This is a genomic window from Candidatus Micrarchaeum sp. (genome assembly GCF_016806735.1).
Taxonomy (GTDB): Archaea; Micrarchaeota; Micrarchaeia; order Micrarchaeales; family Micrarchaeaceae; genus Micrarchaeum_A; species Micrarchaeum_A acidiphilum_A.
The window spans coordinates 474389-487301 of record NZ_CP060530.1; the positions used below are offsets into that span (position 1 = coordinate 474389).

Consider the following 12913-nt stretch of genomic DNA (forward strand, 5'->3'; position numbering starts at 1 on the left):
CATATAGATAAAATAGATGGCAGATATGGAACTGACAAGAGCTTATAAATTCAGGATTTATCCTGATGCAAAACGACAGTCAGAGATAGAATTGCAACTCACACTTTCAAAAGAATTCTACAACCTGCTTCTCGAAAAGTCAATAAAATCATACAGGGAAGGAAACAAGAAACTTTCAATGGCGCATCTGAATAAGTTTGCAAAAGAGATAGAAAATGATAAGAGATTTCTGCAGATATACTCTCAGACAAGATGCGAAATAAAATATCGTGTGCTGAAGGCGTACCAAAACTTCTTCAGAAGGGTAAATGAAAAGAAATCAGGCAAAAGGATAAAAGTTGGTTTTCCTCGTTTCAAATCAAAAGACAGATATTGCAGCATAACCTACCCGCAGGACAACGGCTCATTCGCAATTGTAAAGAAAAACAAAAAGCATATTTTGAGAGTATCTAGGATAGGCGGTATGCAGATAAAGTTGCATAGATCTATAGAAGGTAGGATAAAAACCCTTACAATAAAGAAAAGAGGCGGAGAATATTTTGCAATATTTACCACAGTAAAGGAAGTAGAGCTTCCAAAGGTCGAAAACACAAACCCTGTAGGCATAGACATGGGCCTCAATTCATTTATCGCGCTATCAGATGGAACAAAAATAGAGAAGCCTAAATTTGCAAAGAAAGCAGAGAAGCATATCGCAAGATGGCAGAGAATAATCGCAAAAAGGCACAAAGGCTCAAAGAGGAGGGAAAAGGCAAAGTTGAATTTGCAAAGGAAATGGGAACACGTTGCAAACCAATCAAACGATTTCGCACATAAACTGTCAGATAAATTGGTAAATTCAGGATATACATCATTTGCAGTGGAAGACCTTCACATTCAGAATATGGTAAAGAACCACAATCTCGCACAGTCAATTTATAACGCTTCATGGAACAGATTTATCCAAATGCTCTCATACAAGGCTGAAAGTGCTGGTATGAAGGTAATAAAGGTGGTTGCAAGAAATACATCAAGGCAATGCAGTAATTGCGGCAACATTCAAGACATGCCATTATCCATCAGGGGATACAACTGCAACAGATGCGGCATGCAGATGGACAGAGATATAAATGCTGCAATAAACATATTCAACAGAGCTACCCTCGGACAGAGGGGAAGTCACGCTCAGGGAGAGAGTGTAAGACCTCAAAGGGGGGCAGTTCTCGAGGAACTGAGAACCGATAAAACACATCCTTTGCTGGATGCAGTGATTGCATGACGCAGAGGAAGCCCACGCCGTTCACGGGTGGGAGGATGTCACAAGACTCATGAATGGTGAACTCTACGAATTCCAAACGGGAACCTAAATCGAAGACGCTTAGCCTTGTGCGGAACTGGCTTCCCGTTCCGAAAAGCACAAGATTCAGCAGAATGGACAAGGGATATGCGTCCTCAAACTGGATATTTAGCTACAACAACGGCAGATACATCTTGAAGCGTTTCATGGATTGGAAGAAGAGGAGCGACATAGAAAAGGAGTATGAGCTTACAAACTATGTCAGGAAATCAGGCTTCCCATACGAAGTGCCTGAAATGCTTCCGGTAAAGAATGGCAAGCCTTACATAGAAAACGAGGGCGCGCTTTATTCAATGTACCGCTTCATACTTGGCAATGCGGACCTTCCGATAACAAAGAAGGATGCCTACGAAATTGGCTCTATGGACGCGCAGCTTCATAACATATTTGAAAAGAAAAGGTTCGAATCAAGCCGCAGAGAAGGCTATCAGGCATTGGAAAACATAAAGGCAAGGCTTCACGATACTTACGAAAAGGCTTTGCACAAGACTGGCAAAGAGGACAAGGCTTTCATGGCTGCATAAAAGTTTTTTGCTCCTTTGCTAAACGGCATGGATCTTTCCTACTATGAAACTCTCAAGTCCTATCCCGTGCATTTTGACATAGCAGCGGACAACCTGCTCTGGAGGAATGGAAGAATATACGCGCTCATAGATTTTGCCAACATAGCAAACTACCGAGATGCGCTGCTGATGGACCTTGCATGGGCCATACACTTCTGCGCAGTAAACAAGAAAACAAGGGCCTCATATAATAAAATCCTTTTAAAGGCGCTTATAGACGGCTACACTGACAAAAGAAGCCTTTCAAAGGAAGACGCCCAGGCGCTGCCTTCTCTGTTGGCAATAACCAACGCTTCAGACACAGAGTTCTTCTACAACTCAAGCCGCAAGACTCCGGATCAAAAGGAGCTAAAAATAAAAAGCCAGATAAAGCTTACGAAATGGGCGCTCAGAAACAAGGGCTACTTTTTAAAGATGAGCCTCTCGCATGGATAACTTATCAAGCCTTATCAACTTCACTTCCTTTCTTGCCAAAACGAACAATATTATTATAATCGGGACTATGAATATCATGACATTTCTGAATCCGATATAATCTATCAATACTCCAGCTGCCGTCGGGACGACTATGTTTATGAGCATAATTATAGCAAAGAAATAGCTGTTTGCCTTGTTCCTTTTGTTTATGTCGAAAGACCTGCCTATTGAAGATATGGATAACGGATACGTAAGCCCGTGCGGCACTCCGAGAATCATTATCCCTATTACGTAAAGCAAAGCGTCCCTGCTGAAAAATACTACAGATACGCCTATGGCTGTCATAAGCATTGAAAACTTTATATACTTCCATAAGTTTGACGGCACAAAATACGATAACGCTAATCTTGATATGAACGATACCGCGAATAATGCGGAGAAAATCAGCATTATTACAGAGTACGGCATTTTGAAGGCCTGCTCTGCAAATATGCCGCTGAAAAATACTATCATTGAAAACGGCACGTTGTAGGTCAATATTGAGAATATTGCGACCTTGAAGCCGGGGTTGGCAAAAACCTTCACGTCTTTCGATTCTTCCGATTTGGCCTCTGGGAATTTCATGAAAGGCGACAGCACTACGGCAATGACGCTTATTAAGGCAAAGAGCAGGAATCCGTATTTTAACGGAAAGTAGTCAAGCACCAATCCTTCCAAAGTGGGTCCGACAATAAGGCTTGCACTCAATGCCAATGTGTATATGCCCATCATCCTTTCTCTTACCTTTCTGTCTGGATAATCTCCCGCGGATGTTATTATGTTCGGCATTATTATCCCGGCTGAAAAGCTTACGAACAGCACGTAAAGCCATACCGAGAAAGCAGTCGAATACATTATCAACAGCAAAGAGACTGTTATAAGCACATTTGCGAAAATAAACAGGCGCCTGCGCGACCTGGCGCATAGCCTGCTGTTTATGAAGAATGTCGTCAAAAACATTACAAGCGAGGAAAATCCGGCAATCAGTCCTACATCAGTCCCGTTGAAATGAAAATATCTTTCAACGAAAAGCGGTATGGTAGTCATGAACGCGTTGTTTGAGGACCTTACCGCAAAAGTGAACGCTACAAGTATAAGTATCGAATAAATGATATTCAAATTTCTGCTTTTTGACATTGAGTTTGCCCGCTTGCCTTTTTGCTTTCAACAGCTAAAAGGCTTTCAGAATACGCCGCTTTCATGAATTCTTTTTTCCACGAAATCGCTTACATAGAGAAAATCCTCAAGCTTGTGCTGCACCATGGGCTTTAGGCTTTTCCAAGTCCTTTCTATGCTCCCAATAGCTTTGCCAAATTCTTCAATGCTTGGCTTTATATTCGCTTCAGAGAGCTTTTTATGGATTAAATCCTTGTCGATGCGTGTATTCTTTCCTACAAAGAAATAAAGATCGTATAAATCGCGTTCCCTATGCTTGCGTTTTAGCGACATGAGCGCGCGAATTTTCTCAGCAAGTATCTCCTCCCGTTTCATTACCAGTGCGACATAAGGCCTTGCATCTGCATAAGCCGGGTTTCTTGGCATTGCTTCACTGCCTAGGTAAAGCTTTTTTGCTGTCGCAACCTTGAAGCGTATCTGCTGTGCTGTGCTCGCTTTTCCATTGAACTTGGGCCCCTCAACTAATATTATGGAAGCAACAGTCCCAAAATCATTAACATGCGGCTCCTCTTTATAGCTGTGCGTGTACTCAAGCCTTTCTATTGCATCCCTTATTGTTGACTTGGCGAATTCTTCTTGCTTTTCTACCTTTTCAGAAAGCGTAAAATCTAGGTCTTCAGAGAACCTGTCCGAGTTGTAGAATTTTGCAAAGGCTGTGCCTCCCTTGAGCACCATCTCATTCGAGGAATTTGCATATATGTTGTAGAGAAGCAGATCCTGAAGGTAGTCCTTTTCGACTTGGTAAGGGTCATTGTATGTCTTGTACTCTGCTAAGGCATCTTTGGTAATCATTGGATCCTCTCTTCAATCTTTTCAAGAAGCTTTTCTATGCGCTTCGCAAGGTTCCTTCTTCCTGCAAGCTTGGCAAAACCAACAAGCTTTTCCCTGCTTATCGCCCCGCTTTCCATTGCCTCCTCGGCATATTCCTCGAATCTTCCGAGGTAAAGCATGTCTACAATGGCCTTTTCGGGCTCAGCCATCATTGCGCCGTCAATCTTCTTATAGCCGTACATCAGCGAAGGCTTTACCTTCACGAATTCGATTCTTGTACCATCAATGCTTATGCTGCTGTGGCGCTTGCTTGAAAGCACATATATAGTATTGGGAATCTGTTCTGTAATGTTGTGGAACCTTAAAGCAGATATTAAGCTAACATATGAAGGCTCCACTATGCTTGAAGCTATCTCGTAATTGCTCGCATCCGGAGTATAATAAACTCCGTTTGCGGCCCTTTTCACTATCCTGTCCCTTCTGAGAAATACGGTTGTATAATGCTTTGGCTTCCCTATGATCCTTGAAGCGTCCTCTAAAGAGAATACGCTTATGCCGTTCGTTTGCAGTATCCTATTGAATTCCTCTGTTTTCATGGCAATACATCTAAACACATATATCAGGCATGTGCCGGCAAGCATATTTGCCTAATCATGGCACCAAGCACTACTACTAATACTAAATAACAGGTCAAATATTTATAAATGTTGCTTAAATGTAATCAATTTTGATTACTTTTATGCATAATTTAAAAAATAAGCACTGTAGTGTTATTTCTTTCCTATGGGTAATAAATAAGCTATACTGTTAAGTGTATGCACATTTTATTTTGTGAAATAATCTATCGTTTTGGATATGCCTTCATCCAACCCTATTTTTGGTTTCCATCCTGGGAAAGAGTTTTCGCCAGATACATCTGCTAACAGCTTGTTTATATCGCCTATTCTAGGTTTTCCCTGGAAGGAAAAAGTTACGTCTTTTATGCCTAAAAGTTCTGAAACCTTTTTGGATAAATCTTTTATGCTTATAACCGAACCAGTTCCCAAGTTATAAGTACCAGACCTGCTACCAGAAGTAATTGCCATGTAAAAGGCGTTATTAACATCTCCTATATAAATAAAATCTCTTTCCTCACTTCCAGTTCCCATCATAGGAACTGGGCGCTCTTCGAGCATAAGCTTTCTTATCGTATCTGGTATTACATAGGATCTATCGCAATACTCTCCATATACATTAAAAATCCTGAATATTGTATGGTTTTCTGGAGCATAATATTTCACTATGCTTTCATCAATAAGCTTGGTTAGCCCGTAAAGATTTATGGGCTTTGTTTTTGATTTTACTGGGGTAGGCATTACCTCTGCCTTGCCATAAACTGCCGCAGTAGAAGCAAATATTATTTTTGAACCATACTCCTTTGCCAGTTTTGCAACATTATACGTGCCGTTGACATTAGTAGCAAAGCATGCATCGCAGTCTACTTCGCATTTCTGGGGATAAGCATTGGCGGCTAGGTGTATGACAAACTCCGGTTTTGATCTTTCGAAGGCCTCTTTCAAAGCAGAATAGTCTTTTATGTCTACCTTGTTGCTGCCTTCTTCCAATATATCTATTCCATAAACATTAACTTCTTTGCTCTTTAAATAGTGCACTACATTCGTTCCTATAAAACCTGCGGATCCAGTAACTAAAACACGCATTTATTCACTATCTTTTATTATATCTAAAATCTTCTTTCCTGCAGCTTTGGAATCTATAAGTTTTACCAGCTTCATTTCATTCAACCTCATCTTTTCTGCTGCAGTTTTGTCAAGCATTAAGATTGACCTTTCAATGCTCGGAACAGAACTGCTTTCTGCAACAAAACCTATATTATTGTGCTTTACGAACGCGGCCGCATTATTCATTTCGCTTTTTACGGTCAATATTGGCAATTTAGCAGCCATGGCTTCTAATATAGTATTTGGCATTCCTTCTCTTTTGCTTGGAATTGCAAAGATGTCTGATTGTTTGAAAAACTTTATCTTATCTTTATCGCTTACCCTGCCCAATATCTTTATATAGCTGTGATTTTTTGCTGTGCGTTTTATTGTGTCTATCAAGGGCCCCTCGCCTGCTATTGTCAAAGAAAATTTCTCTTTAGAATTTTCATTTGCTGCTATTACTGCCTTTACTAAATTTGCAATATTTTTATGTTCTGCCAGCCTTCCAAGGTAAAATATTCTTTTATGGCCTTTCTTCTTATCAGTTTTATATTTTGCAGTGTCTATCGGGGTATAAAAAAGCTTAAAATTTCCATCTGGATTTACTGTTTTAAGTTTGTCAAGAATATAACTACTGACGCAAATGCCGTTCCTAAAACGCTTTATTGCCTTATTTAAAAGCATGTGTTTTAACCCGCTGGGCCAATACTCGCACCAGTCAATAATAACGTTATCGTATGGTTTAATATAAAGAAGGTGCATTACCGGCATTTGGTTTACTATTATCTTGTCATAAGAGTCGTGTATGCGGTCAATTAAGTCTGCACATGCCACTGCATAATCGAATGTGTTTTTTATGCTCCTTTTTGTTCCGCTGGAATATCCTTTTATTGTAACATGCCTGTAAATATCAAATTTCCCTGCTTTTTCCTGTTTAGGCAATTTTCCAGTATAATCTATAGTATATACATCAACATCTGCGCCCATACCGGTAAGCGCGTTTGCAAAGCTGTCGAAGCGGAATTCCTGGCCTCCAAGGTGCGGTGCAAAAAACTCTGTTATCAATGCAACTTTCATATTATCACAATATCATATGGATTATGTTTAGCACTAATTATCCCGAATTTAAAGTTAATTTGGTTACTGCTTATTTAATATCTTTCTTTTTTGCTCTTTCCATCCATAAATTCCTATCCCTATGGTAACGAACAGCGCAGCAAAGCTCACACCCCACGCAATCCACGCATCTGTCTGCAGGGTATAATACAAAGTAATAGTATAATTGCCAGTTTTGTTCATGTACCACGCATTGGCAAACCCATTGACTGCGATATGGTCGCGAGGATTAACTTCAGTTCCATTGGAATAAAATGCTGTCCAGTGTGGATCGTACGTCTCCCGAAAAACCAGGTAGTAAGGAGTAGTAGCATTGGAAACATGAACAGTAACCTTCGTAGGCGTATTTTCAACAAAGCTGATGTTTGGCTTGGAAAAGTTCGCTATTTGAGTAGCGTTTATGGTATTGCTATCATTATAAAAACTAACAATTGAATTAGTAAATACTGAGTTATTTTTTATGTCAAATGAATAATTACCTAAAACTCTAAACTCATTTGTTATTGTGGAATTCCCTATGTTATCAATGTTTGACGAATATACTAACGGTACATAATTTATATTTTCATACACGCTAGAATTATCAAAATAAACTAGATTAATATCTTTTGAGTGATTCAAATTATATGCTATTACAGTAAGATTAAACGGGTAATACCCACAATTACATTTAGTATTATTTAAAACATCTGATTCTAAAATTAAATATTTTATACCAAATATACCAAATAAATTTGATAAACTTTCATTTGTTATTTTAAAATTATTTAATGTGCTACCTAAATATTTGTAATACTCATTTGTTGATGGTGGAAAAATTAATTCATTAACGCTTGTTTCTCCACCTGTAAAAACTTCGTGAGTATAAACTAAAGAAGAATAAATATTTACACCATAATACCAACTTGTTGTTTGCCAACCAGGTGCGGAGGGTAATGTAGCTACAGCAAAATTTCCAATATTGTTGTTTAGATAATTTGAAATGTTTATAACATACTTTGGGATATTATGAAAATACAAAGATCCATATCCCAAGTACGCATTTAAACCGTACGTTGATTCGTATAAAAATATTATTACTGTAGACACTAATAAAAGAATCAAGATCATAGTAAAAATCTTACTACTATCAAGCCTTTTCAATAATAATACTGCACCATAACCAAATAGTAACGAAAATGTGAAAATAGCTATATAATGTATTGATATAAATGAACCTCTAAATACACTTAAGTACGGTAAATACTTATAAAAATATTTGAAAATATTACCAAATGGTTTTGCAATAGTATTTCCAAAAAAAGTAATAACCAAATATCCAATGAAAATAGAGATAAGGTAGTTATATTCTAATCTATAATTTTTATTTTTTAGGATTAAACTCAAAATTGCTATAATAAAAATTAGTAAAGATGGGAAAAGAATAAAATATAAAACTTTATCAGTTGGAAAAAAGTCGAAAGAAAATATTATCCCAATCGATTTTATTGTATAAAATTTAATAAATGTTAAAGAACTCACTTTTGTCAAAAAGGCATAATACAATTTGCTAGATATTTCTGGTCCAAGCATCCAAGATAAGTTTAAAGTAACTGATCCAGCTACTACATAAAAAAAACTTTTTATATAATTAAGCCGAACATCGCTTTTAGCTAAAATTGTTAGAAAAACAAATACGGTTAATATAAAAAGCAGACTTTGAACGCCAAAATAAGTTCCTCCCATAGACAATATAACTCCTGCGGTAAAAATTGATAACGCTAAAAAGATTAAGTCTATTTTTTTATACTTATCAATATGCTTCAAAAGCATATATGTCGTAAGAATGAAAAAAGGTAGCATTACCCCTGCACTAGTTTCACCATATGCGCTTATTGGTATTACAAACATCAACGAAGATATTATTCCGATAATTTGTGCTTTGAATATTCCAAAATTTTTAGTAAAAGTATAAACTAAGTAGAACATACCTAAAGCTCCAACTAAAAATTGAGTATATAAAAATACAATAAACCCAATTGCATTGTTTCCAGTTAAAACTTTAGTTAGGTATCCTATGCTACCAAACAAATAATCGAAAATAGGTGTAGTTGTGTTAGGAACTCCAGTATAATCATATATTGACCAAACGTATAAACCAGCATATTCATCATACGAGTTAAATACTGTAACTCCAGTATCATGCCCAAAAAGATATCCAAAATGCGTATATATTAATATACTGATCAAAACAAAAATGGCTACAGCTATGGGTGCAAGATAAGGTAACTTTCCATGCATATAATCTAGAAAATAGTTAATCTCAATCAAATTATCACAAAAATCATAGATACAGCACCCCAATACCTTTTTTTACTTCTCTACTGTTTTTTACCTTATTATCAATTATCTCAATATGCTTAAAATTATCTTTTATTTCTTGGTAAAACTTCCCTACAGTATCCTCTAAAAGTATATCATGAAATGCTATAATCCCTCCTTGTTTTACAAATCTGGAGTACATGTTGAAATCATCTTTAACCCCATTATAACTATGGTCCCCGTCTATGAATAAAAAGTCTATTTTTTTACCCATTAATGTGTGTTTTATTCTATTTCTAGTTGGCTTTTGATGCGAATTCATTTCTACCAATATAATATTTTGCCTTTTTGTTGCAAATGATTTTATAAACGTTTTTCTCCAACCGTAGTCATTGTCTATACTTATCAAAGTTGCATTTGGGCTTGCAATCCTAGAAAAAAGGAACATCGTACCGCCACCTGCAGTCCCTATCTCCAATATTGTTTTTAAATTTCTTTTTTTTAGTATCTTTAAAAGCGAAAAAATTTCGAAACGGTTTTGCCCAGGCCATAATTTTATGCCAAAATAATTGAATTTTTCCAAATAATTTAACCATTCATTTAACTCGATGTTATTTTTATACGTATCAATATGGATTTTTTTTATAGCTCCAGAAAGAAAAAATTTGCCCAGGTATGAATTAACTAAAAATGTAAATAGTCCTTCTTCTCTGATATAATAAGCCGCATCATAAAGCTTTGGGTTGAAACGGTAAAACTGTTCGTATTTATGTTGTATCTTATATATATCATTCTCCATAAAAATCAATACTACTAAGTAGGTAGTTTATTAATAAAGCTTTGTTTAAATTGAATAATTAATGATTTTATGCTTAAAAGTAAATTAAATAATAAAGAAAACAACGGTTTAGTTACTGTAATAATACCTACTATGGATAGGCCAAAAATGCTAAGAAGGTGTATAAATTCTATTTTATTGAACACCTACAAAAATCTAGAAATTATTGTTTCAGACGACTCACGACTAAATAAAAGTTTAGAAGTTGTTAAACAAAAAAGAAAACATTTTCACAATATAAAATATATCAAAAATACCGGGAAAAGTGTGGCGTTAGCAATAAACAATGCAATTAGATTATCAAAGGGTGAATTTATTTTTATCTTGGATGACGATAACAAAATAGATAAAAATTGCATAGCAGAACTTGTAAAAACTATGAACAAATACAAGAATATAGGTATTGTTGGTCCTTTAGCCCTCTATTATACACATAAAGAAAGGATAATGCATGCAGGCGTCATGAGGAGTAGTTTTATGCGAAGGGCGATATATTTACATGAAAATGAGATATGGAATAATCAAATAAGCGAAGGTGAGGTTGTTGAAGATTTTGCAAATGCATTTATGTTTGTGAAAAAAGTCATTTATAAAGCAGGTTTGTGGGATTTATTGGTACCGCACATGGGGGAGGATGCTGATTTTGAGGCTAGAGTCAGAAAAGCAGGTTATAAAGTAATAATTAATCCTAATGCGATTACTTACCACGATATACCATTTGATCCAAAAGTTACATATTTCCTACGTGTAAATGAGAATAGAATGTATCATTCCATGCACAGTAAAATACTTTATGTATATAGATATGATACCTTTTTACAGAAGCTCACCTTTACCTTATCTGTACCGATTTACTTAACTTTTTATATCGTGGCAATAATAAAAGATAGAAACATTGGAAATATAAAAAGAAAACTGCTAAAGGCGCTATTCATTGGGACTTTTAATGGTTTTGCAGATGCTTTTAGGAAAAAAAACAGAATAGAATGGATTCGATAATATGGGAAAAAATATTTTGCTAACTATAATAGTGCCTACATATAAAAGACCAGATAAACTTATAAGGTGCTTGGAAAGTATTTTTAGAAGTACTTACAAAAAGATAGAAGTCATTGTTATAAATGATTCACCTGAGGACGATTTGAGTTTTTTAAATAAAAAATTTAAAATACACTTAATCCAACACAAAAAAGAGACTTATTGGGTAAGAAGCCGTAATGAAGGGGCTAAGCTGGCAAACGGCCCGCTTTTATTCTTTATAGACGATGACAATATAATAAAAATTGATACTATTGAAAAACTGGTTAAAAAATATAAAAATAGTGAAAATATCGGGCTACTCGGGCCTCTAATGCTAAACAAAGATAAATCTTTGTGGTTTTATGGTGCAAAAGCAAATTGGATAAATCCATATCCAAAACCAGTAAACATCTCCGAATTAAAAAGAGATTTGATAGAAACCGACGTAATACCTAATGCTTATATGATATCAAAGAAATCATATTTTTTAGTAGGCATGGAAGACCAAAAGTTTTTGCATCATGAAGAATTTGATCTCGCTCAAAGACTTAAAAGAAAAGGTTTCAAAAATTACATATATACAAAAGCAATAACTGTACATGACCATGGGAGTGTAGTAACCCATATAAGCCCATTTAGGCTTCGTACAATAATCAAAGGTCACATAATGATAGAAAAAAAATACGCTCCTTTGTGGAAATTTATTATATTTGCTATTTTATACGTGCCAATAAATTTTGCTTATTATTCATTATACAAAATACCGAAGCTTAATGGCCCTAAACTAGCCTACTACAAAAATTATATAAAAGGACTTAAGGAGGGATACTTTAATTAAGAATCCTGTAAACTCTCTTTTATGTATTCAATATTGTTTTTATCTTTTGAATAACTATATACTCCTAAAATGCGGGCTATCGTGTAAGCAACCATAAACAATAAACCCCTAATGATGCTCTTGGAAGAGGATGAGTTATAAAATTCACTAAAAGACTTAAATGCCACACCCCTTTCATTATCTACGAGCACCCTAAACATCCGAATGCCAAAGCCAAAATTTGAAGTTTTATATCTTTTGTGCCTATTATAAAAATTTTCTCCAACGCTGTTATCATTCTGATAATACTTATTTATTAAACCTTTTCCGCCATACACTATGTCAAATTTTTCTTTATCCATTATTAATCTATATCCAAACGACTTGAAGTGGGCATATCTTTCAAGATCCTCAGAAGTAAATAAATCTTTCCAAGGAACAAACTTATTCGCTTTTGCTTTAGAGAGCATACCAAATATAAATACTTCGTTATCTCCTAATATACCAATATTTTTTTTACCAAATCTATATACTCTTTATTATAAACAGTATCGAAATCCACATACATTAAAAAATCTTCATCACCAGCTTTATTTAACGCTTTTTCTAGTGCAATTTTCCTACCAAGGCCATGCGAACATTTTTTCCTTATTACAACTAAATTTTCAATATTTTTTAAAGTCTCGTAAGTTCCGTCAGTAGAGTAATTATCTACTACAAATATTTTAGCATATTTAAGCGGCATTAAAGAGTCTATGCAGGCCTGAACTCTACTTGCGTTATTAAATACTGTACCGTATATAAATAAAGTCATAC

General features: G+C 35.5%; 14 protein-coding genes. 5 read left to right on the forward strand and 9 right to left on the reverse strand.

All coding sequences use genetic code 11. The features are described 5' to 3' along the window. Positions 1–16 precede the first annotated feature (16 nt). The 3 genes from Micr_RS02540 to Micr_RS02550 are packed head-to-tail and all read left to right on the forward strand — an operon-like array spanning position 17 to position 2334. Positions 17–1258 carry an RNA-guided endonuclease InsQ/TnpB family protein gene (locus Micr_RS02540; protein ID WP_203135086.1) on the forward strand — a complete coding sequence of 414 codons (1242 nt, stop codon included), beginning with the start codon at positions 17–19 and terminating at the stop codon, positions 1256–1258. A 53-nt stretch (positions 1259–1311) separates the two neighbouring features. Continuing rightward, positions 1312–1860, forward strand: a complete 549-nt coding sequence (locus tag Micr_RS02545) for a phosphotransferase (protein ID WP_203135087.1) — start codon at positions 1312–1314, stop codon at positions 1858–1860. A gap of 27 nt (positions 1861–1887) precedes the next feature. Then, entirely contained in the window at positions 1888–2334 is a 447-nt protein-coding gene (locus tag Micr_RS02550; RefSeq protein WP_203135088.1) for a hypothetical protein, read from the forward strand. On the opposite strand, the gene Micr_RS02555 is transcribed toward Micr_RS02550, so the two are convergent. From Micr_RS02555 to Micr_RS02585, 7 genes are all read right to left on the reverse strand, one after another. Continuing rightward, a complete protein-coding gene (locus tag Micr_RS02555; RefSeq protein WP_203135089.1) occupies positions 2308–3492 on the reverse strand; it encodes an MFS transporter in 1185 nt (394 codons plus the stop codon). The genes Micr_RS02550 and Micr_RS02555 overlap by 27 nt on opposite strands. A 45-nt stretch (positions 3493–3537) precedes the next feature. Next, positions 3538–4323 (reverse strand): nucleotidyl transferase AbiEii/AbiGii toxin family protein, encoded by a 786-nt coding sequence (locus Micr_RS02560; protein WP_203135090.1) that lies wholly within the window; start codon positions 4321–4323, stop codon positions 3538–3540. Then, the gene (locus Micr_RS02565; protein ID WP_203135091.1) at positions 4320–4898 is read right to left on the reverse strand and encodes a type IV toxin-antitoxin system AbiEi family antitoxin domain-containing protein; all 579 of its coding nucleotides are present in this window, start codon (positions 4896–4898) and stop codon (positions 4320–4322) included. Before Micr_RS02565 ends, Micr_RS02560 begins: the two co-directional genes overlap by 4 nt. A gap of 228 nt (positions 4899–5126) precedes the next feature. Then, positions 5127–6002, reverse strand: coding sequence for an NAD-dependent epimerase/dehydratase family protein (locus Micr_RS02570; RefSeq protein ID WP_203135092.1), 876 nt, complete (start codon positions 6000–6002; stop codon positions 5127–5129). Beyond that, positions 6003–7082 (reverse strand): glycosyltransferase family 4 protein, encoded by a 1080-nt coding sequence (locus tag Micr_RS02575; protein ID WP_203135093.1) that lies wholly within the window; start codon positions 7080–7082, stop codon positions 6003–6005. Between the two features lie 63 nt (positions 7083–7145). Continuing rightward, positions 7146–9431, reverse strand: coding sequence for a hypothetical protein (locus Micr_RS02580; protein WP_203135094.1), 2286 nt, complete (start codon positions 9429–9431; stop codon positions 7146–7148). A 13-nt stretch (positions 9432–9444) separates the two neighbouring features. Further along, positions 9445–10221 carry a class I SAM-dependent methyltransferase gene (locus tag Micr_RS02585; protein WP_203135095.1) on the reverse strand — a complete coding sequence of 259 codons (777 nt, stop codon included), beginning with the start codon at positions 10219–10221 and terminating at the stop codon, positions 9445–9447. A 69-nt stretch (positions 10222–10290) separates the two neighbouring features. On the opposite strand from Micr_RS02585, the gene Micr_RS02590 reads away from it, so the two are divergent. Continuing rightward, positions 10291–11259, forward strand: coding sequence for a glycosyltransferase family 2 protein (locus tag Micr_RS02590; protein ID WP_203135096.1), 969 nt, complete (start codon positions 10291–10293; stop codon positions 11257–11259). Between the two features lies 1 nt (position 11260). Further along, complete coding sequence (locus Micr_RS02595) at positions 11261–12118, forward strand: glycosyltransferase family 2 protein (RefSeq protein WP_203135097.1); 858 nt, start codon at positions 11261–11263, stop codon at positions 12116–12118. Here the strand turns inward: Micr_RS02595 and Micr_RS02600 are convergent. Then, a complete protein-coding gene (locus Micr_RS02600; RefSeq protein WP_203135098.1) occupies positions 12115–12567 on the reverse strand; it encodes a hypothetical protein in 453 nt (150 codons plus the stop codon). The genes Micr_RS02595 and Micr_RS02600 overlap by 4 nt on opposite strands. Positions 12568–12593: 26 nt before the next feature. Next, positions 12594–12911: a glycosyltransferase gene (locus tag Micr_RS02605; RefSeq protein WP_203135099.1), complete on the reverse strand. Its 318-nt coding sequence runs from the start codon at positions 12909–12911 to the stop codon at positions 12594–12596. Positions 12912–12913: the final 2 nt, after the last annotated feature.